The 21258-nt window shown below is 66.2% G+C and carries 20 protein-coding genes; 8 read left to right on the top strand and 12 right to left on the bottom strand.

Features of this window, described 5'->3' with window-relative positions:
- Positions 1–86 precede the first annotated feature (86 nt).
- The gene (locus EPL03_RS06155; protein ID WP_135828438.1) at positions 87–1475 is read right to left on the bottom strand and encodes a GmrSD restriction endonuclease domain-containing protein; all 1389 of its coding nucleotides are present in this window, start codon (positions 1473–1475) and stop codon (positions 87–89) included.
- A gap of 118 nt (positions 1476–1593) precedes the next feature.
- On the opposite strand from EPL03_RS06155, the gene EPL03_RS19825 reads away from it, so the two are divergent.
- Positions 1594–1746, top strand: a complete 153-nt coding sequence (locus tag EPL03_RS19825; RefSeq protein WP_168216191.1) for a hypothetical protein — start codon at positions 1594–1596, stop codon at positions 1744–1746.
- A gap of 10 nt (positions 1747–1756) precedes the next feature.
- Here EPL03_RS19825 and EPL03_RS06160 read toward each other — a convergent pair whose 3' ends face one another.
- The 4 genes from EPL03_RS06160 to EPL03_RS06175 all read right to left on the bottom strand — a co-directional run bounded on the left by EPL03_RS06160 (position 1757) and on the right by EPL03_RS06175 (position 4669).
- Entirely contained in the window at positions 1757–2935 is a 1179-nt protein-coding gene (locus EPL03_RS06160; protein WP_135828439.1) for an inorganic phosphate transporter, read from the bottom strand.
- Positions 2935–3867 (bottom strand): hypothetical protein, encoded by a 933-nt coding sequence (locus tag EPL03_RS06165; protein ID WP_244605201.1) that lies wholly within the window; start codon positions 3865–3867, stop codon positions 2935–2937. The genes EPL03_RS06160 and EPL03_RS06165 overlap by 1 nt, the downstream gene beginning before the upstream one ends.
- Positions 3868–4033: 166 nt before the next feature.
- Complete coding sequence (locus tag EPL03_RS06170) at positions 4034–4294, bottom strand: hypothetical protein (protein WP_135828440.1); 261 nt, start codon at positions 4292–4294, stop codon at positions 4034–4036.
- A 45-nt stretch (positions 4295–4339) separates the two neighbouring features.
- Positions 4340–4669: a hypothetical protein gene (locus EPL03_RS06175; RefSeq protein ID WP_135828441.1), complete on the bottom strand. Its 330-nt coding sequence runs from the start codon at positions 4667–4669 to the stop codon at positions 4340–4342.
- A gap of 95 nt (positions 4670–4764) precedes the next feature.
- Between EPL03_RS06175 and EPL03_RS06180 the strand changes: the two genes are divergently transcribed.
- Complete coding sequence (locus EPL03_RS06180; RefSeq protein WP_135828442.1) at positions 4765–5172, top strand: hypothetical protein; 408 nt, start codon at positions 4765–4767, stop codon at positions 5170–5172.
- A gap of 96 nt (positions 5173–5268) precedes the next feature.
- A complete protein-coding gene (locus EPL03_RS06185) occupies positions 5269–6903 on the top strand; it encodes a class I adenylate-forming enzyme family protein (protein ID WP_135828443.1) in 1635 nt (544 codons plus the stop codon).
- A gap of 130 nt (positions 6904–7033) precedes the next feature.
- Here the strand turns inward: EPL03_RS06185 and EPL03_RS06190 are convergent, their stop codons facing one another.
- From EPL03_RS06190 to EPL03_RS06205, 4 genes are read right to left on the bottom strand one after another with little or no spacing between them, the layout of a single operon-like run.
- The gene (locus tag EPL03_RS06190) at positions 7034–8416 is read right to left on the bottom strand and encodes an aminotransferase family protein (RefSeq protein WP_135828444.1); all 1383 of its coding nucleotides are present in this window, start codon (positions 8414–8416) and stop codon (positions 7034–7036) included.
- Positions 8413–9360 carry a CoA-transferase subunit beta gene (locus EPL03_RS06195; RefSeq protein ID WP_135828445.1) on the bottom strand — a complete coding sequence of 316 codons (948 nt, stop codon included), beginning with the start codon at positions 9358–9360 and terminating at the stop codon, positions 8413–8415. The genes EPL03_RS06190 and EPL03_RS06195 overlap by 4 nt, the downstream gene beginning before the upstream one ends.
- Positions 9357–10289 (bottom strand): CoA transferase subunit A, encoded by a 933-nt coding sequence (locus EPL03_RS06200; protein WP_135828446.1) that lies wholly within the window; start codon positions 10287–10289, stop codon positions 9357–9359. The genes EPL03_RS06195 and EPL03_RS06200 overlap by 4 nt, the downstream gene beginning before the upstream one ends.
- Complete coding sequence (locus EPL03_RS06205; RefSeq protein WP_135828447.1) at positions 10286–11596, bottom strand: ArgE/DapE family deacylase; 1311 nt, start codon at positions 11594–11596, stop codon at positions 10286–10288. The genes EPL03_RS06200 and EPL03_RS06205 overlap by 4 nt, the downstream gene beginning before the upstream one ends.
- A gap of 125 nt (positions 11597–11721) precedes the next feature.
- Between EPL03_RS06205 and EPL03_RS06215 the strand changes: the two genes are divergently transcribed.
- From EPL03_RS06215 to EPL03_RS06230, 4 genes are read left to right on the top strand one after another with little or no spacing between them, the layout of a single operon-like run.
- Positions 11722–12918, top strand: coding sequence for an ABC transporter substrate-binding protein (locus EPL03_RS06215; protein WP_135828448.1), 1197 nt, complete (start codon positions 11722–11724; stop codon positions 12916–12918).
- A 13-nt stretch (positions 12919–12931) separates the two neighbouring features.
- Positions 12932–14011 carry an ABC transporter ATP-binding protein gene (locus tag EPL03_RS06220; protein WP_135828449.1) on the top strand — a complete coding sequence of 360 codons (1080 nt, stop codon included), beginning with the start codon at positions 12932–12934 and terminating at the stop codon, positions 14009–14011.
- A gap of 7 nt (positions 14012–14018) precedes the next feature.
- Positions 14019–14939 carry an ABC transporter permease gene (locus tag EPL03_RS06225; RefSeq protein WP_135828450.1) on the top strand — a complete coding sequence of 307 codons (921 nt, stop codon included), beginning with the start codon at positions 14019–14021 and terminating at the stop codon, positions 14937–14939.
- Positions 14936–15769, top strand: coding sequence for an ABC transporter permease (locus EPL03_RS06230; protein ID WP_135828451.1), 834 nt, complete (start codon positions 14936–14938; stop codon positions 15767–15769). Before EPL03_RS06225 ends, EPL03_RS06230 begins: the two co-directional genes overlap by 4 nt.
- A 78-nt stretch (positions 15770–15847) precedes the next feature.
- On the opposite strand, the gene EPL03_RS06235 is transcribed toward EPL03_RS06230, so the two are convergent.
- Positions 15848–17827, bottom strand: a complete 1980-nt coding sequence (locus EPL03_RS06235; protein ID WP_135828452.1) for a CocE/NonD family hydrolase — start codon at positions 17825–17827, stop codon at positions 15848–15850.
- A gap of 232 nt (positions 17828–18059) precedes the next feature.
- Positions 18060–18587 carry a winged helix-turn-helix domain-containing protein gene (locus EPL03_RS06240; RefSeq protein ID WP_135828453.1) on the bottom strand — a complete coding sequence of 176 codons (528 nt, stop codon included), beginning with the start codon at positions 18585–18587 and terminating at the stop codon, positions 18060–18062.
- A gap of 148 nt (positions 18588–18735) precedes the next feature.
- Between EPL03_RS06240 and EPL03_RS06245 the strand changes: the two genes are divergently transcribed.
- A complete protein-coding gene (locus EPL03_RS06245; RefSeq protein ID WP_135828454.1) occupies positions 18736–20061 on the top strand; it encodes an aspartate aminotransferase family protein in 1326 nt (441 codons plus the stop codon).
- Between the two features lie 262 nt (positions 20062–20323).
- Here the strand turns inward: EPL03_RS06245 and EPL03_RS06250 are convergent, their stop codons facing one another.
- Positions 20324–21205 carry a DUF106 domain-containing protein gene (locus EPL03_RS06250; protein WP_135828455.1) on the bottom strand — a complete coding sequence of 294 codons (882 nt, stop codon included), beginning with the start codon at positions 21203–21205 and terminating at the stop codon, positions 20324–20326.
- Positions 21206–21258 lie beyond the last annotated feature (53 nt).

Genomic DNA, 21258 nt, shown 5'->3' on the forward strand with positions numbered 1-21258 from the left:
AGTGCCGAGGCCTTTCCGAATCCCTACGGTTGTCGTCTCTATCCGCCAGTCTCAGTTTGTCATAATCTTGGTTCTCATACTGGACGCTACCGTCCGCGATTATGAGAGGGGCAGAGTACCCGTGCGTTCTCAAGAACAGTTTGACCGCCCTGTGAATGTTCCTCGATATGGTCCGCGTCCCAGTTACTCCACGAGACTTTGGCCTCCTCTTCGGTCTTTCCATCATCTATACACATCTCGCAGACCCGGTCGCTCTCGATGAAGAGCTTAATTCGCTGACCTCTGTCGAATACCCGTTGACTGTCGGTTTCTTGAATATCCGGCCCCGTCTCCCAGAACGCATTTTCGAGGATGTAATGTCGCTTGTTGACTGCTCCTCGGTTCTGCTGGCGCGCCTCTTTGAATTGAAGCATTTCGCTGTCGTCTGTATCCTCAACTTCGAATCGCTTGAACCACTCCTCGGTAAACTCTCGCACCTCGTCGTAGTTGTCTCGCCCGAAGTTGTAGTCTCCAAACTCTAACTCGCGGATGAGAGAGTACAGGCTGAGGATGAAGTATTCCTTGTTTAGGAACTCTATCTCGCCGTTCGAGTTCTTGAGGTCGGTATCGCGGTAGAGTTCCGTGAGGAGGTCGAGCATCCGCTGAACGCGCTGAATCTCGTCGCGTTGTTTGAATTCTTCTAAGTCCTCGTGGACGGTGAATCCTTCGCGCTTGCAGTCGAATAGTTTGGTGACCTCTTTCCCGGTTACCTTCGTCGGGCCTTCATCAATCTCGATCAGGATGAAGCGAGCGAGGAGCGAGAGTTGCTGAAGTCGGTCGTTGTTCCGAGCGAGAAGGGTGAAGAACTCGTGGCGATTCGGATTGTTATCCCGGCTCTCGTAGTTCTCTCGGTCGAAACTGATGTCGTCGGCTGTCTCGACGATGAAGTTCCGAACGGGACTGTAGGTCTTACTGTGGTTCTTCTCGATGTTGGTCAGGTGTTCGCCCTGCTGGAGTCGCCAGAAGACCTTGGTCGCTAGCTCCTGATGGCGTTTGTCGTCGGGGTCGTCGATGCCGCGCAGCTTGATGACTTTGAGCGAACACTGGGAGTCGATATACTCCTGGACGTCCGCGCTAAGTTCGGAGTATCGTTTCCCAGCAATCTCGTGCTCTGGGTTGAGTTCGCGGAGTTCGGGACTATCGGGGAGCGCGAATTCGTCCTCGAAGAATTCCTGAATCGCGGTGATTCGCTGTTGGCCGTCGACGACTTCGAGACGGAGGTCGTTACCGTCGAGGACGACTTGCCGGATTACAACAGGTGGAACGTAGAGTTGGCGAACGAAGCTATCGATTAGTTCCTTCTTCTTTCCGGTATCCCAGACGGTCTTTCGTTGGTAGGGTGGTCGCTTAACGAAGTATTCGCTATCGCTGTGGAACTTGCTGATGTCCCAGTCTTCGTCGTTCGAATTGAGAGGGTCATCGACGTAGATTGCCATACTATTGCTGTACAGACGTTACCATTATAATAGTGTCCTGTCGCTACGATGGCGGCCGATTCTTAGACTGGCGAAGTTTCCTCTATCCGGTCACGGAAGAGATTAAAAGGGCTACGACGTGGACTCGAACCGTCTCCCGCCGACGGCCGAGATGCGCACCGGCATCCTCCGGAGCGTCGGCGTGCTGGACGAGGACGACCCCGAAAGTGCGAACCACCAGTTTCGGAAGGCGGAACTGGAGGCCATCGAAGCGGCGCTGAGAAGCGAGTAGGGGACGCCGCTCAGAACCCGAACATCGGCACGAACCGGAAGGTGAGATACGCGCCCAGCGTCGCTATCGCGGGTACGACGTTCTGCATCAACACGACCCGCGCGGTCGTCGCCGGATTGAACAGGTCCGCGCCGCTGGGGACCTCCTCGGCGTCCTCTTCGCCGATGGGCGGCAGTCGCTCGCCCTCCTCGTCGGCCGCCAGCGCGTCGACCGTGACCCGTGGTGCCTCCTCGCCCGAGACGGCCTCGGGAACCGTCACGGGCCGGGTGGCGCGGCCCCAGCCGAGCCCGACGATGGACATCGTGGCGATGACGACGAAACTGGCGGGGATGCCAAGCGCCGAGAGGAAGACGACGAGCGTGGAGCTGACGGTGGCGACGACGATGGCGGCCGTCAGGGGGAGTTCGGTGATGTCGCTGCCCATCGTCTCCAGCGTCCGGCGAGCGATGGTGAACGCGCCGATTGCGACCGCGACCCCGCCGAGGAGGATGGCGGGGTCCATCGCGAGTTCGCCGCTGCCGACCAGCGGAGCGACCGCGTTGGCGATGTTCGAGGTGCCGGAGCTGAACGCCATCAGGCAACCGATGGCGACCACGGTGACGGTCCCGATTAGCTCGCGCCGGTTGGTCGTCCGATGGACGCGCGGAATCGGGAGGACGCCCGACCGGTCGACGTCGAGCAGCGGGCCGTCGCTGCGCTCCATCGCCACCATCCGGTTGAGCCGCGCGTAGAAGTACCGGCCGACTATCAGCGACACCCAGAACCCGATGATGGGCGAGACGACCCACCAGACGACGATTTCGCCCATGACCGCGAAGTCCAGCACGCCGCCCGCGAGGCCCAGCCCCGCGATGGCTCCGACGGCGGTCATCGACGTGGAAGCGGGCACCCCGAAGACGTTGCCCACGAGCAACGCGATGCCGATGAAAAACAGCACCGTGATGGACGCCTCGAGCGTGAACACGCCGGGGTCGACGACCAGTTCCGACCCGAGCTTCGTCACGACGTTCCGGCCGATGGTCCACGCGCCGAGGAAGAAGAACACGCCCATCAGCGCCGCCGCGCCCGTCTTCGAGATGGCGTCCGCACCGACCGCCGGCCCGAACGCCGGCCCCGTGGTCGAGCCGCCGATGTTGTACGCGACGAACATCGCGACGAGGACGCCGACGACGAGCAGTACCTCGACCATCAGTCGCTCCCGACCGCGGTGGCGGGGTCGTCTTCGCCGTCGTCCTCCTCGTCACTCTCCCCGTCGGTGCTGGCGTCGTCGCTTTCGCCCGCGGGGTCGTCGCCGGTGCCCGCGGCCCCTTCGTCGTCCCAGACGTCCGCCTCGTCCTCGTCTTCCCAATCGTCGTCCGCCTCGGCGTCGCCAGTTCGGTCGTCGTCCGGTCCGACGTCGCCGGCTCGCTCGTCGTCCGGTCCGACCTCGCCCGCCCGGTCGTCGTCCCACACGTCGCTCTCCTGTGCGTCCTCCCACTCGTCGCCGGCTTTCGACTCCAGTTGCTCCTCCAGGGTCTCCTCGACCGTGTCGCTCACTGTCTCCTCGACGGTTTCCTCCACCGTTTCCTCGACCGTCTCGCCGACCTTCTCCTCGACGGTTTCGCCGACGGTTTTCTCGACTGTCTCGCCCACTTTCTCCTCGACTGTCTCGCCCACTTTCTCCTCGACTGTCTCGTCCACCGTCTTCTCCACGGTCTCCTCGACCGTCTCGCCGACCTGCTCCTCGACCGCGTCGCCGACCGTCTCGTCGACCGTCTCCTCGACGGTTTCGCCGACGGTTTTCTCGACGGTTTCGCCCACAGTCTTCTCGACGGTTTCTCCGACCTTCTCTTCGACCGTCTCGCCGACTTGTTCCTCGACCGTCTCGCCGACGGTCTTCTCGACGGTTTCGCCCACCTTCTCGTCGACCGTCTCCTCGACGGTCTCCTTGACCGCCGTGGTCATCCAGTCGGGGTCGAACCGGGCCATCTTCCAGACGACGTGGATGACGTACGAGAGCAGGACCCCGAATCCGAACGCCAGCCCGATGGCGTTGCCGGCGACCACGATGAGGCCGACCGAGACGGCGATCAACAGGCCGTACGTGAGGTCGACTATCGAGTCGACGCGACTCGGGTTCACTGCCCACCCGAAAAGCGTTCGAGTCGTTCGTCCGTGAAAGCACCGCGCTGTCTACCGACTGTTCGAAAAGACATGTATGTTCCTCTAGAGAGCCCCTCGACCCAAATACTTTGGCAACGGCGGTGATTCGTGCGCCGAGTCGGCGCGGTCGGCCGGGGCCCCCGCGCTACCGAATCGCGTCGGCGTCCACCAGCCGCTTCCCGTGGTAGTCCCGGAAGTGTCGGACGCGGAGCTTCCACGCGTCGGTCGCGCCCTCGGGGGGCAGTTCCATCCCGCAGAGCGCACAGGCGTCGGTGCCGTCGCGCTCGGCCCGGACCAATCCCTCGTCGTGGGCCGCGCGGTAGTGGTAGAACACCGACGAGACGCGCACGTCCCGGGAACACCGCGCGCAGGGGTACAGCCGGTCGCGAAACGGCGTCCTGCTCATGGACGGAACGTGGGCCCGCACGTGCCAGAAGATTTCGCTTCGGGGCTACGCGTCGGCGACGGCCACCGCTATCAGCGCCGCAGTGCCGACCACCGCGGCGAGGACGAACGCGAAGTACGGCCGGGTCGGCGGCGCGTCGAACGGCGTGGCCCCGGCCCACAGCGCGACGGCCGGCACCAGCGCGAGCGCCACGACGAAGCCGAAGAAGGCCAATCGGACCGACCGAGCCACGGTTTCGAGTCGGTCGAGCGTCGATGCCGAGTCCTCGTCCGCGCGCGCGGCGGAGCCGTCGTGCGAGACCTGTTCGTCGCGTGAAGTCCGCTCGTCGTCCGACCGCGTCCCCTCGGTCGAGTCGGCGCTCGAACTCGTCGCCATGGCCGACCGCACGCGCCGAAGGGCAATCCCTCTGTCGGTCGACGGCCGCGTCGCGGCCACAGGAGCTACCGGTGGGGCCGTCGACCTACGTGACCATGCCCGACTACCAGCGACTCGGCGGCGCGTCGATCGACGGTGACTCCCGGGAGGCTCCGGTACCCCAGAAGGCGGTCAACCTCGAACTGGTGAAGTCCGGCGGCGAGGTCTACTGGGGCGTCCGCGAGGCCGACGGCGCGGTCCTCGCCTCGCAACTGTACGACCCGCTGGAAGACGACCCCGGCGTCCGATTTCTCACCAGTACGGCCATCGCCGACGACAGTCGACAGCTACAGGTCCCCGACGCGGTGGCCGACCACTGGGACGAGGTCTACGGCGGCGGGACCGCGGTGACGGGCGGCGACCGCCTCGAATTCGTCACGACCGACGAACTGGCCGACGACGAGCAGCTGCTGGTCCTGCCCGAGTGGCAGGTCGAGGACGTGGTCGGCGAAAGCGGAGCGTGACCGGCCCTCGACGCCGCGAGCGGTCCGGGGCGACCGGCTGGACCGCCGGGGCGTTCGCAGCCAATCCTTTATCCCGCACGATTCACAAGTGGCGGTATGAGCGGGTTCGCCCGGAAAACGCTTCCGCCGTTGTTCGAGAAGGCCCTCCGGAAGTACGCCGACCGGACCGCGGTCGTAGCCCGCGACCGTCGCCTCACCTACGCGGACCTCGACCGACGGTCGTCGGCGCTGGCGACGGCACTCGACGAACTGGGCGTCGACCCCGAGGACAGGGTGGCGGTCCTCCTCTCGAACCGGCCGGCGTACCCGGTCGTCGACCTCGCCATCGTGAAACGCGGGGCGGCTCGGGTGCCCATGAATCCGATGCTCGCGCCGTCGGAGGTCCGCCACGTCCTCGCCGACTCGGGCGCGCGGACGGTCGTCTGCGACGCCGAGCACGCCGACGCGGTGGCGACCGCGACCGAGACGCTCGACCAGTCGCTCGACGTCGTCCTCGTGGACGCGAGCGAGCGAACGGGCCGGGACGGGACGCCGACGGTCGGCGACGCGACGGTCCACCGGTACGGTCGACTGCTCGCCGAGGGGAACGGTGTGGACGCGACTGCACCGGCGGTCGACGTCGCTCCCGGTGACGTCGCGGGCCACTTCTACACCGGCGGGACGACCGGCGAACCGAAGGGCGTCGTCTACTCGCAGGCCGGCCTCTCGTCGAATCTCTACGCCCACCTCGCGGAACTCGGCTTCGACGGGGGAGACACGGGCCTCGTGGTCACGCCCCTGTCGCACTCGGCGGGCACGTTCCTCTGGGCGAACCTCCTCGCGGGCGCGACCATCGTCGTCCACCGGGAGTTCGACGTGGAGCGGACGCTCGCGGCCGTCGAGCGACGGGCCGTGACGTGGACGTTCATGGTCCCGACGATGATATATCGCCTGCTCGACCACGGCGTCGAGAGCTACGACTGCTCGTCGCTCGACCGCATCGTCTACGGTGCCGCGCCGATGCGTCCCGACCGCCTCCGGGAGGGAATCGCGGAGCTGGGGCCGGTGTTCTGCCAGTTCTACGGCCAGACCGAGGTCCCGAACCTCGTCACGACGCTCGGCCGCCAGGAGCACGCCGTGGCCGCGCGGGCGGCAGACGAAGGCGACGACGACCGCGCCGAGCGGCTCCGGTCGGCGGGCCAGCCCTGCCTGCTGGCCGACGTCCGAATCGCGGACCCGGAGACGGGCGAGGACAGGCCCCGGGGCGAACCCGGCGAGGTCGCGGTCGCCGCGCCGTACGCCTTCGAGCGGTACCACGACCGGCCGGCCGAGACCGACCGGACGCTCCGCGACGGGTGGGTGTTCACCGGCGACATCGGACGATTCGACGAGGAGGGCTACCTCTACCTGCTCGACCGCAAGCGGGACGTGATAGTCTCGGGCGGCATGAACGTCTACAGCCAGGAGGTAGCGGACGCGCTGGGGACCCACCCCGAGATTACCGACGTCGCCGTGTTCGGCGTCCCCGACGACGACTGGGGCGAGGCGGTCCACGCGGTCGTGGTGCCCGAGTCGCCGGACGCGCTCGCGCCCGAGGACGTGGCCGCTTACGCCGACTCGCGACTGGCCGACTACAAGAAGCCGAAGTCGGTGGAGTTCGCCAGCGAACTCCCGACGACCCCCCACGGGAAGGTGGACAAAGAGCAGTTGCGCGAGCCCTACTGGCGCGACGAGGACCGGTCGGTGAACTGACGCCGTCCGCACTCGGACGCGTCCGGGCGGTAGCGCCTGGTGGTCGGCCGGGCCGGCCCCGACGGCTGCGCGGGCCTCGGCGGGAGCGCCAGACGCGTCGTCTCCCGGACACCGCGGTCGAGCCGGCGACTCAGGTCGACAGTTCGGACTCCACGTCCGCGAGCGTCGCGTGCATCCGGTCGACGAGCTCGTCGACGGTGTCCTCGCCTATCGTCAGCGGCGGCGTGATGAGCGTGTGGTCGCCGGCGGTCGCGTCGACGTGACCGCCACCGGGATACGTGACGATTCCGTTGTCGAGTCCCCGCTCGAACAGCAGGTCCTGGAACTCTCCACCGGTCTCGGCGAGCGGTTCCTTGGTCTCGCGGTCGGCCACGAACTCGACGCCGACCATCAGCCCCTTGCCGCGGACGTCGCCGACCATCCCGTAGTCGTAGAACTCCCGACACCGCTCGCGGAGGTACTCGCCGACGCGCCGGGCGTTGGCGACGAGGTCGCGGTCCTGCATGTACTCCAGGACCGCCGTCCCGATGGCCGCCGACGTGGGGTTGAAACAGTAGGTGTGACCGTGCTGGAAGCCGTCGTCGGCGTCCTCGAACACGTCGACGATTCGTCGGTGTGGCATCGTCCCGCCGACGGGAGTGTAGCCGCCGCTCATCCCCTTCGCGCCGGTGATGATGTCGGGGGTCACGTCCCAGTGCTCGATGGCGAAGTTCTCCCCGGTCCGGCCGAACCCCGACATCACCTCGTCGACGACGAAGAGGACGTTGTACTCGTCGCAGATTTCCCGCACGCGCTCGAAGTAGCCGTCGTGGGGATAGGCCCCGGCGTTGGCCGCGCCCGTGACCGGTTCCGCGATGAACGCTGCGACCGATTCGGGGCCTTCGTCCTGGATGAGGCGCTCGACAGCGTTCGCACACTCGACGCCACACTCCCGACCGCCGTCGCCGCCGCAGTACTCGCACCGGTACGGCGACGCGCTCGGGGCCTTGGGGAAGTCCTGGAACAGGGGTTCCATCTTGTCCTTGCGGGCCGGGAACCCCGACAGCGCCATCGCCCCCGCGGTGTTGCCGTGATAGCTCCGCCTGCGCGAGACGACCTTGTACTTGCGCTCGTCGCCGCGCTCGAAGTGGTACTGGCGGGCCATCTTGACCGCGCTCTCGTTGGCCTCGGACCCGCTCCCGACCAGCCACGCGTGCTCGAAGCCGTCGGGCGTGAACTCCGCGATCTTCTCGGTGTACTCCATTGCGGGCTCGTTGGCGAACAGCATGCTGGAGGTGTACTCCAGCGTCTCTATCTGCTCTTTGGCGGCCTCGGCGATCTCCTCGCGGCCGTGGCCGATGTTGACGTTCTGGTTGCCCGAGACGGCGTCGACGTACCTGTTGCCGTCCGCGTCCCAGACGTGGTGGCCCTCGCCTCTGACGATGGTCACGTAGTCCTCGCCGAAGGCGCGAGGGAACATCCCGCCCAGTTCCGTGCCCGGTGTGAGCGTGCGTTCTCGCTTTTCGTCGGTCATGTTTGTCGCTCCATGAGTTGCTTCCAGTGTTTCTCGACTTCGTCGGCCCACTCCTCGAACCCGATCTCGTAGATGCGGTCGGTCCCCCGCAACACGATGTCGGTGGGGTCGATGGTTCGCAGGACCGCCACCTCGCCCCGGGTCGGCGCGGGCGTGGTCGCCACGTCGTCGGCGACCGCGAGGTCCCACTGGACCTCCTCGCGAACGTCGCCCACGTCGATGCCGGGGTGGGTCGCGGTCAGGGTCATCTCCTTGGTGTCGTCGTCGAAGCCGAACCTCGCGAGGTCGGTGATGACGGTCTCGGGGCCGTCGCCGCCCAGTCCCAGCTCCTCGCGTGCGCCCGGTCCGTCGAGGTGGCCCGGCGCGGTCACGTAGTCGAGTTCGGTCGTGAACGCGCGGCGCTGCTGGCGCATCACGACGACGGTGCGGCCACAGGAGGTCATGATGTCGTTGCTCCCGCCGGACCCGGGTAACCGGACCGTCGGGTCGTCGTAGCTCCCGTCCTCGCCGGTCACGACCGTCGAGTTGGTGTTTCCGTACCTGTCTATCTGTCCCGCGCCGATGATGCCGACGTCGAGGAGTCCGCGCTGGTTGTCCATAAATATCTGCATCTGGTCGGTGGCGACGACCGAGCCGACGCCCAGCACGGTGTCGGATATCGACTGGACGACGCCCGGCGGCTGGGCACCGACGTACCCCGACTCGGTGACGAGCTGGCAGTCGGGCGCGTGGGTGTGTCTGGCCAGCACGCCCGAGATGAGCGACATCCCGACGCCGATGAACGCGGTTTCGCCGGTACCGATCTCGCGAGCGGCGGTCACCGCGAGGAGCTCGGTCAGCGAGTAGTCGTCGGCCGGTTCGTGGGGGTCGTCCACGTCGACCGGATACTCGACCTCGCTCCGGGCGTCGCCCGGCGGACCGTCGCCCGCCTCGGTCTCGCTCATAATCGCCCTCCGTTGATGGTCTGTTCCATCTCCTCGAGTCTGGCCAGCCGGTCCGCGCCCACCTTCTCGAGGTACTCCTCGTGGCCGAGCACCCACTCGTCCAGCCAGTCGTCGAAGTCCCCGCGCTCGCGAGACCGCAGGCCGTACTCCCGGTAGAACGGCAGGTCGGCGTAGTAGTGGCCGTAACAGTGCCACGGGTGACAGCCGAACGGCACCTCCGCGACCGCGTCCACGGTGTAGGACGGGATGCGGGTGAGCTCGGGCGTCCGCTCGATGGTCTCGGTCGGGACGACCTCCTCGCAGGTGACGACGGTCGCGTCGGCCGCCCGCGCCTTGAGGTGGTCGTTGACGACGTTGCCGAAAATCTGGGCGTTGCCCCGACGGTCGGCGCGCTGGACGTGGATTATCGCCACGTCGGGGGTCGCGGCCGGAATCAGCGCCAGCTCGTCGCCCGAGCCCAGCGGGTCGTCGACGACCTCGATGTCGTCGTTGAGCTCCGGGATGTCGGTCCCGAGCATCGACCGGGTGGGGACGAAGGGCACGTCCATCGCCCCGGCGAAGAACATCAGCGACGCCCCGAAGTTCGACACGTCCTGCATGGTCAGGTGGTGGGGGACGTCGTCCTCGACCGCGCGGCGGGCGTTGTGGCCCTGCGAGATGAGGCTGGTTCCGACCCACGAACCGACGTACTCGTCGACGCAGCCCGCCCCGACCATCATGTCGAACAGCGTGGTCCGTGCGTCGTCGAGGACCCGGAGCCCGCCCGTTCCCTGCCGGACTATCTCGCGGGCGGCGGCCTCGGGGTCGCGACCGCCCATCCCGCCGAACGCGATAGAGCAGCCCTCGGCGACGTACCGGGAGATAGCGGATTCGAGGTCGGTGGTCTTGTCGCGCTCGGACCCGGCGTTGCGGGGTCGGCTCGTACTCATTCGCCGTCCTCCGCCGACGCGTAGCCACACCACTCCATCGCTATCAGCGCGAGCCCGAGCGTGGCTTCCGCGAGCTCTTCGACCGGCAGGTACTCGTCGGTCCCGTGGATGTTGTGGTCGCCGGGACCGAAACAGATCGCCGGGGTGTCGGCGTCGTTGACGAAAAACCGGGTGTCGATGCCGCCGGGAAAGCCCTTGGCCCGGCTCGTCCGGTCCAGCCCGTCCTCGGCCACCCGCTGGACGGTCTCGACGATGTCCGCGTCGGGGGAGACCTTCGCGGAGCTCCCGCGCCAGCCGAACCACTCGACTTCCGGAGGGTGGGCCTCGAACCACGGGTCGCCGGCGGCCGCGCGTCGGACCGTGGCTTCGACGGCCTCCTGGACCTCCTCGCGGGTCTCGTCGGGCGCGTGGGAGACCCGCGCTTCGAGGACGGCCTCGTCGGGAACGCTGGAGGCCCACTCGCCGGCGTGGAGGGTGCCGAGGTTGAGCGAGACCGTGTGTTCGTGCCACTGCTCGAAGAGGTCGTCGTGGACGGTCTCCTTGCGCTCGTCGTGGAGGTCCGAGAGGGCCTGGTAGATGGGAACGAGCTTCGAGATGGCGTTGACGCCGTCGTCGGTCTCGGCGGCGTGAGCGCTCTTGCCCTCTACCGTGACCCGAAAGTACGACACGCCGTCGTTGGCTATCCAGAGATCGAAGTCGGTCGGTTCGGGGACGACGACCGCGTCCGGCATCGCGTCGGCGTCCCGGTCGAGGACGGTCGCCAGCGTTCCGCCGAACCCGCCCGCCTCCTCCTCGATGACCGACTCGACGGTCACGTCGCCGAGCAGTTCGAACCCCGCCCGCTCGACCGCTTCGACCGCGTAGACCATGGCCGCGAGGCCGCCTTTCATGTCCGAAGCGCCCCGGCCCAGAAGGCGACCGTCCCGCACCGCGCCCGCGTACGGGTCGAACGACCACTGGTCGGGGTCTCCCGGCGGCACCACGTCGACGTGGCCGTTGAAGAGGAGCGAGCGACCGTCGCCGCTCGCCGCACGCTCGCCGACGACGTTGGGCCTGTCCTCGTACGAGCGGTCGTCGCTCGCGAACTCGGGGTGGGATTCGATTCCGGCCACGTCGTCGGCGGTTACGGTGGTGACCGCGAACCCGAGGTCGTCGAGACGGTCCACGACGAGTTCCTGTGCTGTCGTCTCGTCACCTCGAACGGTCGGCTCGCTCACCAGCCGACAGGCGAACTCCTCGATTTCCGGGAGGAGGTCCGTCACCGACTCCGACACTCGGCGACGGTCGTTCCGTTGTATGGTACTCATGCCGTTGGGACACTATACCACTCATCAGTGTTAACTTTACCGCCGAATTTGCAATCAGTGTTCGTGTAGAGGGGCAATATAGTTACCAAGATTTATTACACATGCCCTCAAATCCCGAGCCGTCCATGAGTGACGAAGACAAACACGGTCGGGCGTGGTTCCGGCCGACCGAGCTGAACCGCCGGCGCTTCCTGAAAGCGACGGGCGTGACGGGGCTTGCTAGTACCGCGGGGTGTCTGGGCGTCGGTGGCGGCGACGACGGCGGTGCCAGCCGTCCCATCGAGGCCGACTCGGTTCCGCCGAGCGAGTACAGCGACGAACTCAACGTCTGGAACTGGTACTTCTCGTGGCGCGACTGGGCCGTCGAGAACTTCCAGAACGAGATCGACGTCACGGTGAACAAGCCGTCGTACTCCAGCGGGGCCGAGGTATACTCGAAGTTCGAGTCGGGCGACCACAGCATCGACAACGTCGGGTTGACCACCGACTGGACCAACCGCGCGATGAACAACGACCACCTCGAACCGCTCCCGGTCGACGAGATGGACTCGTGGCAGGCCATCCCCGAGTACGTCAAAGAGAGCACCAGGGAGTACAAATCGAAGGACGGGGACGTGTACGCGATGCCCCAGGCGGTCAGCATCTTCCCGTCGCTGACGTACAACACCGAGGTCTTCGACGGCGCTCCCGAGTCGTGGAGCGTCCTCTGGGACGACGCGTACGAGGGCCAGATACTGATGCGGGACAGCGCCACGTCGAGCTGCTCCATCGCGGCCTGGTACACGGGCCAGGACCCGTTCGACCCCGACGACTTCGACGAGATAGAAGAAGTCCTCGAACAGCAAAAGCCGCTGGTCAACACGTACTGGAGCGGCTACAACCAGGCCCGCGGGATGTTCACCAACGAGGACGCAGTCGTCGGACCGCTGCTCGACGGCCAGACGTTCCTGGCCCGGTTCGACAACGACGCGCCCATCAACTTCACGGTCCCGGAGGAGGGGACGTACTTCAACGTCGACGACATCGTCATCCCGAAGGGTGCCCCGAACCCGATGACGAGCCTGTACTTCGTCGACTGGGCGATGCAACCCGCACAGTCGAAACAGCTCCTCCTCACGATGGGGTACCTCCCGCCGGTCCAACAGGAGAACCTCGGGGACATCTTCTCGGAGGAGCTAGACGCCGGCGACATCACGGAGGAAGAACTCGACTTCTACCGGTGGCCCGACGAGTGGGACGACCGGCTCGTCTTCGGCCGGCCGTTCGACGACGAGGTTCGCGAACGCTACGACGAAATCTGGACGGCAGTCAAGTCTAGCTGACACAGACCCCATCATGTCGTTACTTCAAATAGAGAACCTGACGAAGGAGTTCCCCTCCGTCGTCGCGGTAGACGGCGTCTCGTTCGACGTCGACGACGGCGAATTCGTCACCGTCCTCGGACCCAGCGGCTCCGGGAAGTCCACGATACTCCGCATGATAGCCGGGTTCGAGGACCCCACCGACGGGGCCGTCGTGCTGGGCGGCGAGGACGTGACCGACGCGCCGCCGTTCCAGCGGGACGTGAACATGATGTTCCAGGACCTGGCGCTGTTTCCCCACCTCTCCGTGGCGGAGAACGTCGGCTACGGGCTCAAGCAGAGCGGCGTCCCGGCCGACGAGCGCGAGCGCCGCGTCGAGGAGATGCTCGAAGTCGTCCGACTCTCGGGGTACGGCGAGCGGTCGCCCGACGAACTGAGCGGCGGGGAACAACAGCGGGTCGCGCTCGCCCGGGCCATCGTCAACGAACCGGAGCTCGTGTTGTTCGACGAGCCGCTCGGGTCCCTCGACCGCAAGCTCCGCCAGCACATGCAGTTCGAGCTACAACGCATCCAACAGGAGACGGGGATTACCTCCCTCTACGTCACCCACGACCAGGAGGTGGCGATGTCGATATCGGACCGGCTCATCCTGCTCAACGACGGCCAGATCGAACAGAGCGGGTCCGTCGAGGACCTCTACGACTCGCCCGCGTCTCAGTTCGTCGCCGACTTCATCGGGGACGTCAACACGGCGAACGCCCGCGTCGGGGACGTGTCGGACCGGACGACCACGTTCGAGTTCCACGGGAACGGCACGTCGGTCGCGCTGGCCACCGACGAGATACACGCCAGCGACGACCTGACCGAAAACGCGGCGGTAGACCTCTGCGTGCGTCCCCACGACGTGCGACTGTCCGGGGACGAACCCGCCGACGCCTCGGTAGCCGGAACCGTATCGAACCGGATTTACAAAGGTGAAGGGATAACGTATCTCGTCGACTCGGACGAGCAGGCGTTCACCGTCAACGCCGAGACAGGCGAGTTCGACATCGGCGACGAGGTGTTCCTGTCGTGGGACGACGCGAACACGTACGTCTTCCCGTCGGAGGGATAACGTCCGCATGTCACTGTCAGACAGTAACTGGTACACGGCCGGCGTGAAGCGGCGGGCCAACGCAGTCACGGACTACTTCCGGGACCGGCCGAAGCTCCGGCTGTTCCTTCTGGTCGCGGGCCCGTTCGTGTTGCTCGGCGCGTTCTTCGTCGCGCCGCTGGTGCTCATGTTCGGGCTCTCGTTTCTCACGGACCTGCCGCCAGCGCCGTTCACCCTCGACAACTACGTGAAGTTCTTCTCGACCAGCGTGTACGTGGACGTGCTCTGGCAGACGGCGGTCATCACGATCCAGACGACGGTCGTCGCGCTGGTCCTCGGATACCTCCTCGCCTACAGCCTGGTGCGGTTCACGCGGCGGGCGTCCACGCTCCTGTTGCTGGTCATCCTCCCGTTCTGGACGAACTACATCGTCCGGATGTACGCGTGGATAAACATCCTCCAGCAGGACGGCGCGCTCGACACGGTCCTGCTGGCGATGAACGTCATCGAGAACCCCCTCGGACTCCTCTACTCGTACGACGCGGCACTCATCGGGTTCGTCTACATCTACCTGCCGCTCGCGGTTCTGACGTTCTACGCGTCGCTGACCGACCTCAACCCCAACCTCATCGACGCGGCGAAGGACCTCGGGGCCGGACCTATCAAGGCGTTTCTCACGGTCACGCTCCCGATGACGATGAACGGGGTCACCGTCGCGGTCATCCTCGTCACCATCCCCATCTACGGCGCGTTCGTCACGCCGAAGATGCTCGGCGGGGCCGACCTGACGATGATCGGGATGGTCATCGAACAGCAGTTCACCCAGTCGTTCAACTGGCCGTTCGGCGCGACGATGAGCACCGTGGTCTCGGCCGTCGTGGTGGCGGTTCTGGCCGCGAGCCTCTACGTCGGCGGTAGCGTCTTCGACATGGCGGAGGGAGACGCATGAACGACAGTCTCGTCGACCACGTCGAGGGACTGGCCCAGAAGTACGGGCGCGTCCTGGGATACGCCACCGTCGCGGTCCTGATGGCGTACCTCTGGATACCGATAGCCGTCGTGACCATCATGTCGTTCTCGCCCGAGGCGGTGCTGTCGTTCCCGCCCGAGTCGCTGTCGGTGAAGTGGTACGAGACGCTGGTCAACGACCAGGCGGCCATCGACGCGATACTGACGTCGGTGAAGATCAGCCTCATCGCGACGCCGGCCACGGTCTGCATCGCGACCATGATATCGTACGCGGTCGACCGGTACGTGTTCCGGGGCAAGCGGTTGCTCCAGTTGCTCGTCACGCTCCCGCTCATCATCCCGCTCATCGTCACCGGCATCGCGATGACGATGTTCTTCGGCCTCGTGGGCATCGGGTCCGGGTTCTGGCCCATCGTCGTGGGCCACACCATCAAGGCGCTCCCGTTCGCCACGCTCATCATCCTCCCGACCCTCTACTCGTTCGACCGGCGTCTCGAAGAGGCGTCGATGGACCTCGGCGCGGACGAGTTCGAGACGTTCGTGAAGGTCACGCTGCCGAACATCTACCCGGGCGTCCTGGCCGGCGGACTGATGGCGTTCACGATGTCGTTCAACGAGTTCGTCCTGACCTACTTCCTGAAGGGGTCGACGATCGACACGCTCCCGACGTGGATTTGGTCGAAGCTCAGACACCGGGCGACGCCGGAGGTCAACGCGGCGAGCGTGCTGTTCCTCGTCGTCGCCATCGTCCTCATCCTGGTCGCCGTGAGCCTGACCCACGTCGAGCGCATCGCGACCCAAGAAGAGTAGCGGCCCCTCTTTTCGCCGACCGTTCACCGCCCCGGTGGGACCGACCGCTACGGGGCGCTTCGTGACGCCGACGGGGACCTACCGGTGCCACCGGTGTTCGAAGACCGTCTGTCCGTCCACGCGGACCGTGAGGTCGATGTCGGCCACGTCGCGAGTCACTCGGCTGGTCGCGCGGACGGTCACGGTCTCGGTCGGATAGTCGAGGCTGGCCTCGATGTCCGACTGGATGGCCGCCGACGCCGGGTCGTCGGCGACCACGTCGGCGGTGACCTCCTCGGAGAACGACAGGGAGGCGTGTGGCAAGTCGGCGTCGAACGCGTCGGCCGTCACCACGGTCGCGCTGTCGTTCAGGTGGTCGCGGGTCACCCGCCACGTCGAGCGCTCGCCGTGGACGCGCTGTGGGTGGCGGGGGACGGTCTCGTCGGGCCCGGACATCGCTATCGCGTCGTCGAACGTCGCGCCGTCACCGTGGGTCCGGCCGGGGAACCGGACGACCGATGGCGACTCGGGGGCCGACGACAGGACGAGCGCGCCCTGTTCGCGCGACGGGAAGTTCAACGGGAAGTACGCCCCGCTGACCGCGACCCTGAGCCTGTGTCCCGGTTCGAACACGTGCGATTTCGGCTTGAGCGGGACGGTGACCGCGTACTCGGTTCCGGGGGTCAGCTCGTCGGACTCGTCGAACCCGCGGCGGTGTTTCGCGCGGAGCTCGCCGTGGGTGACCAGCGTGGCCGACCCGTCGGGCGACACGTCGAGGAGTCGGACGGCCAGATACGGGTCCTCGACCGTCGAGGTTATCCGGAGCCGGGCCTCGCCCGTTCCGGTCAGCTCGACGGCCGACTCGAACGGCTCGGTCTCGAACGACATCGACCGGGCGTCGTCGGCGTTCGTGTCGGTGGGCTCGCTCCCGACGTACACGTCGTCCAGCGAGTCGACGCCGACGGTGTGGTCTATCTCGTACTCGCGCTCGACCTCGCCGGCGTCGAACTCGGTCGCGTCGACGAGGCCGGACGGCGACGCGGCGAACGCGAGGTCCTCGCCCTCGCCCGCCTCGGGCCACGAGTCCAACTGCCGCCACGTCCCGCCTCCGACCGTCCCGCCGCCGTCGCGCTCGGTCCAGACGGCTATCTCCGGTCGCTCCGGGGCGGCCGTGTCGCCGTCCTTCAGGTAGTGGTCGAACCACTCGACGACCTGCCGCCGGAAGTCGACGGCGGTCTCCCGGCCCCGGTGGGGCATCTCGTGTCGCCACGGGCCCAACAGGAGCCGTTTCGGGGCGTCGATGGCCTCGAAGTACTCGACGGTCGAGCGAGCGTACCGGTCGCGCCAGCCACAGACCGCGAAGGTCGGTACCGCTATCCGGCTCACGGGAACGTCCTTCCCGCGCCAGTACTCGTCTTTCGACTCGTGTTCGAGAAACTGGAAGAGCCACGGCTCCTGGTCCCTGAGCGAGGACAGCCGGGCCTTCCAGACGTCCGCCCAGCGACCGTCCGGGTCGCGGCGGCTCGGCGGAAGCGCCGCGAGCACCTGCATGTAGGGCGTCCAGTTGCCTCCCATCCGGTAGAGCGCGAACGACCCGCCCTGGTAGGTCTCCCGGTACTGGGTGTGGGGGCCGTGGATGGGGACGATGGCGTCGAGCGCGTCGGGGTTCTCGGCCGCCGCCTTGAGGCTCGTCGTCCCGCCGTACGAGATGCCGAACATCCCGACACTGCCGGTCGACCACGCGCGGTCCGCGAGCCACTCGACGATTCGTGCGGCGTGTTCGCCCTCGTCCATCGACCCCGGTTCGGCCTTGGTGCCGCTCGACGCGCCGGTTCCGACCACGTCCGCCACCACGACGTTGTACTCGCTTCTGACCAGATACCGGATCAGCGGTTCCATGCTGGTGTACGGGGTCAGGGTGTCCTTGTGGTACGGAACGTACATCAACAGCGTCGGTAGCGGGTCGGTCGCGTCCCCCGGCGCGAACCGGGTCGCGGCGACCGTCTCGCCGTCCACCGGTATCGTCAGGTCGTCCTCGCGGTGGACCTCGAACTGCCCTCCGGAAGCGTCGCTCGCCATACGGGAGCAACTGTTTACAAACTACAAATAGATTGGGGTAACACCTTACATTATTCAATACCGGTCCCGGCGACGAACCCGGTCCCAGCCGCCCCGTACCGGGAGCGACGCCTCGCTGTCACCTCGGCGACCGCTCCGCGACGTTCCGTAGCGGGGGCCGACACACCCCGTCGCGCCGCTCCCGGTCACGAGCATCGAACAATGTAAACTCCAGGGCTCCGAGAGGGGCGTCTCACTCCTCGACTTCGAGCAACTCGAATATCTCCGGGTCGGTGCGGAACTTCAGCAGGTTGTGGACCACCGAGTTGCGGATGTTGCTCACGACGTCGCCGTACTCCTTGTAGAACTCGTGAATCCACTGCGATTCCTCGCGCCGGGTCCGGAACATCATGATGCTCTTCCACTGGTACTCGCCGTTCGAGATGAAAAACATCAGCGTCTGCTTGTCGCGTTCGATGGCTTCCATCGCGTCCTCCCACCGCTCGTCGAAGTTGTCCGTGTTGAACTTGAACTCGAACAGCGCGAAGTTGTAGAACGACTCGTTCGGCATGATGGCCTCCCGGTAGACACCGGCCTCCCGCATCTTCCGGATGGTCTCGCTGACGGTGACGTGGGACACGTCGATACCGTGTTCTTCTTCGAGTCTGTCCGCGAGTTCGCGCGAGGAGATTTCGGGATTGCGGGAGAGTTCGGTGAGTATCTTCACGTCTCGGTCCTTGAAGTCCCACTCTACCTCGTTCGATTCCGTATACTCTGTCATAGTGTCCGGCTCGTTCGTAACGGCTGTTCAATCGTGTCGGTTCCGTCCGCATTCGCTCCCGGCGTCTCGTGATGGACGTTCACTGGTTGGTAGGATGCCGAACTTGGATACCGCAGTTAATAATATGCTCGGTTTTGACTATCACAGTATGCGTAATCGGGAGCATAGAGAAATTTCGTCAAATAGCGCGGTCGAATCGAAATACGACGAGTACGTGATGCCCATCTGGAAGTCGCTCGACGTGCCGGTCCGGCGGGCCGACGGTCACACCCTCGAAGACTTCGAGGGCAACGAGTACCTCGACTGCTTTTCGGGCATCTCGGTGACGAACGCAGGCCACGGTAACGAGGCGGTCGTCGAGGCGGCAAAGGACCAGCTCGACGAGTTCGTCCACGGCTGTTCGTACGTCCACCCGAACGAACCGATGGCGCGACTCGCCGAACGGCTCGCCGAGGTCACCCCCGGCGACCTCCGGAAGACGTTCTTCTGCAATTCGGGCACGGAGGCCGTCGAGGGCGCGATCAAGCTGGCTCGCAAGCACACCGGGAACACCGAGATCGTCGCGCTCGAGATGGGGTTCCACGGTCGCACTCTCGGGAGCCTCGCGCTCACCGGCAACAAGTCGTACAAGGACGGGATGGCTCCGACCCTCAACGACGTGTCCCACTTCTCGGCCCCGTACGCCTATCGGTGTCCGCGCTGTGACGGTGACCGCTGTACCGGCGCGTGTGCCGACGACCTCGAACACGTCATCGATTCCCACACCTCCGGCGACGTCGCCGCGGTCGTGATCGAGCCCGTGATGGGCGAGGGGGGCATCGTCGTTCCCTCCGACGAGTGGCTCGACCGCGTCCGGGAGATAACGCACGACCACGGCGCGCTCCTCGTGGTCGACGAGGTCCAGACGGGCTACGGCAGGACCGGCGCGTTCTGGGCGAGCGACCACTTCGACGTGACCCCCGACGTGCTGACGCAGGCGAAAGGCATCGCCAACGGCCTGCCCCTCGGCGCGTTCACCGCGTCGGCCGACGTGGCGGACAGCTTCGAGTCGGGCGACCACCTCTCGACGTTCGGCGGGAACCCGGTGGCGTGCGCTGGGGCCCTCGCGAACCTCGAGCAACTTCTGGACGGAATCGTAGACGCCAGCGCCGAGAACGGCGACTGGCTCGGCGACCGCCTCGCCGATCTAGAGGCCGATTTCGAGGTCGTGGGCGACACGCGCGGACTGGGCCTGATGCACGGCGTCGAGCTGGTCGACCCCGAGCGGACGGGCCCGCGGGGCGTCGCGCCCGCGCCCGACCCCGACCTCGCAACACGCGTCAGCGAACGGCTCCGCGAGGCGGGCGTCGTGGTCGGCGTCGGCGGTTTCTACAGCAACGTGATGCGGTTCCAGCCGCCGCTGACGATACCGCGCGACCGGTTGGAGCGGGCCGTCGCGCAACTGGAGACCGCCATCGACGAGGCGAGCCACTGACCGCCAACCGTTTCGTTCCCTTTCCTCGGTCGTCCGTACCCGTCGCAGAGGATTTCGCTCGGTCCGGTGTCGAAGTAGAACGGCCGGGGTCGATGTTCTGGTCCCGGCGATTCGAGTGCACTCGGCGAGTCGACCGCCTCGAAGTGCAGGACGGGCACGCGAACGTCGAGCGTCCCGCACAACTCGGGAGCCGTCGTCTCGCCGGCGGAAACGAGTCGATGAGAACGTCGAGGGTGCGAACCGGGACGGCCGGGGACGCCGGCTACGTCGGCGTGGTCTGGATGTTCAGCGACTTCCGGATGAGCTGGGTGAACCCCATCGAGCAGAGGAAGTACCAGACGATCCAGAGCTGCATCGGGCCGACGATGCCCTGTTGCCAGCCGGCTTCCCCGACCAGCGGCGCGACTATCTGCCACTCGGCGTCGGGGATGTGGCCGCCGAACACCTTCCAGTATATCCAGAGGAACACGGGAATGGTGAAGAACATCGACCACACCATCGGGCGGAACTGCTCTTTGAACATGCCGAGCTGGTCGCCCATGGCGTCCATCTGCTCCTCGCGGATGCGCTCCATGGCCTCGTCGTCGCCACGCTCCTGGGCCTTCTTGCGCTTCTCCTGGATGTCTTTCATGCGCTGCTGGTAGGCGCTCATCTTCTCCATGTTCATCAGGTTCGCCTGCAACAGCGTGGTGGCCAGACCGGTCACCAGCGCCAGCATCAGCACGATGACGTAGAACGGCAACACCTCGTCGAGCGGGCCGACGAACACGTTGATGAACCCACCGACCGCGTTCCGGATGGGCGTCTGGGAGTAGCCCAGAAACAGGCCCACCGACCCGAGTCCCGCGAGTTTGTCCCACGTCGTCCACGACGACTCGTCGTCGTCGATGTCGTCGACCGGGTCGGGCGCGTCGTCCTCGCCGGACCCCGACGACGGGACGGTCGCCGTCGGCTCGTCCGAGAGCGCGCTCTCGACTGCGGCGGGGTCGGCCAGTCGGAACTCGTCGCCGTCGCTCCGGAGGACGTCCTTCTGGATGAGTCGACCCCACTGTCCGCTCGTGAGCTGGTCGTTGACGTCGCTCCAGGCGATCTCCTCGGAACCGCCGTCGGTGCGGTCGTAGACCACCGCCAGGGCGTCGCGCAAAGCCGCGTCCGCGGCGCTGAGGGGCGCCCTTTTGTGCCCCGGGCCGGCCCAAC

This window comes from Halorussus halobius (assembly GCF_004765805.1).
Lineage (GTDB): Archaea > Halobacteriota > Halobacteria > Halobacteriales > Haladaptataceae > Halorussus > Halorussus halobius.

Bases quoted from the DNA above. Each gene is read 5' to 3' on its own strand.
- EPL03_RS06155 (WP_135828438.1), bottom strand. From the start codon at position 1,475: ATGGCAATCTACGTCGATGACCCTCTCAATTCGAACGACGAAGACTGG.
- EPL03_RS06160 (WP_135828439.1), bottom strand. From the start codon at position 2,935: ATGGTCGAGGTACTGCTCGTCGTCGGCGTCCTCGTCGCGATGTTCGTC.
- EPL03_RS06170 (WP_135828440.1), bottom strand. From the start codon at position 4,294: ATGAGCAGGACGCCGTTTCGCGACCGGCTGTACCCCTGCGCGCGGTGT.
- EPL03_RS06175 (WP_135828441.1), bottom strand. From the start codon at position 4,669: ATGGCGACGAGTTCGAGCGCCGACTCGACCGAGGGGACGCGGTCGGAC.
- EPL03_RS06180 (WP_135828442.1), top strand. From the start codon at position 4,765: ATGCCCGACTACCAGCGACTCGGCGGCGCGTCGATCGACGGTGACTCC.
- EPL03_RS06185 (WP_135828443.1), top strand. From the start codon at position 5,269: ATGAGCGGGTTCGCCCGGAAAACGCTTCCGCCGTTGTTCGAGAAGGCC.
- EPL03_RS06190 (WP_135828444.1), bottom strand. From the start codon at position 8,416: ATGACCGACGAAAAGCGAGAACGCACGCTCACACCGGGCACGGAACTG.
- EPL03_RS06195 (WP_135828445.1), bottom strand. From the start codon at position 9,360: ATGAGCGAGACCGAGGCGGGCGACGGTCCGCCGGGCGACGCCCGGAGC.
- EPL03_RS06200 (WP_135828446.1), bottom strand. From the start codon at position 10,289: ATGAGTACGAGCCGACCCCGCAACGCCGGGTCCGAGCGCGACAAGACC.
- EPL03_RS06205 (WP_135828447.1), bottom strand. From the start codon at position 11,596: ATGAGTACCATACAACGGAACGACCGTCGCCGAGTGTCGGAGTCGGTG.
- EPL03_RS06215 (WP_135828448.1), top strand. From the start codon at position 11,722: ATGAGTGACGAAGACAAACACGGTCGGGCGTGGTTCCGGCCGACCGAG.
- EPL03_RS06220 (WP_135828449.1), top strand. From the start codon at position 12,932: ATGTCGTTACTTCAAATAGAGAACCTGACGAAGGAGTTCCCCTCCGTC.
- EPL03_RS06225 (WP_135828450.1), top strand. From the start codon at position 14,019: ATGTCACTGTCAGACAGTAACTGGTACACGGCCGGCGTGAAGCGGCGG.
- EPL03_RS06230 (WP_135828451.1), top strand. From the start codon at position 14,936: ATGAACGACAGTCTCGTCGACCACGTCGAGGGACTGGCCCAGAAGTAC.
- EPL03_RS06235 (WP_135828452.1), bottom strand. From the start codon at position 17,827: ATGGCGAGCGACGCTTCCGGAGGGCAGTTCGAGGTCCACCGCGAGGAC.
- EPL03_RS06240 (WP_135828453.1), bottom strand. From the start codon at position 18,587: ATGACAGAGTATACGGAATCGAACGAGGTAGAGTGGGACTTCAAGGAC.
- EPL03_RS06245 (WP_135828454.1), top strand. From the start codon at position 18,736: ATGCGTAATCGGGAGCATAGAGAAATTTCGTCAAATAGCGCGGTCGAA.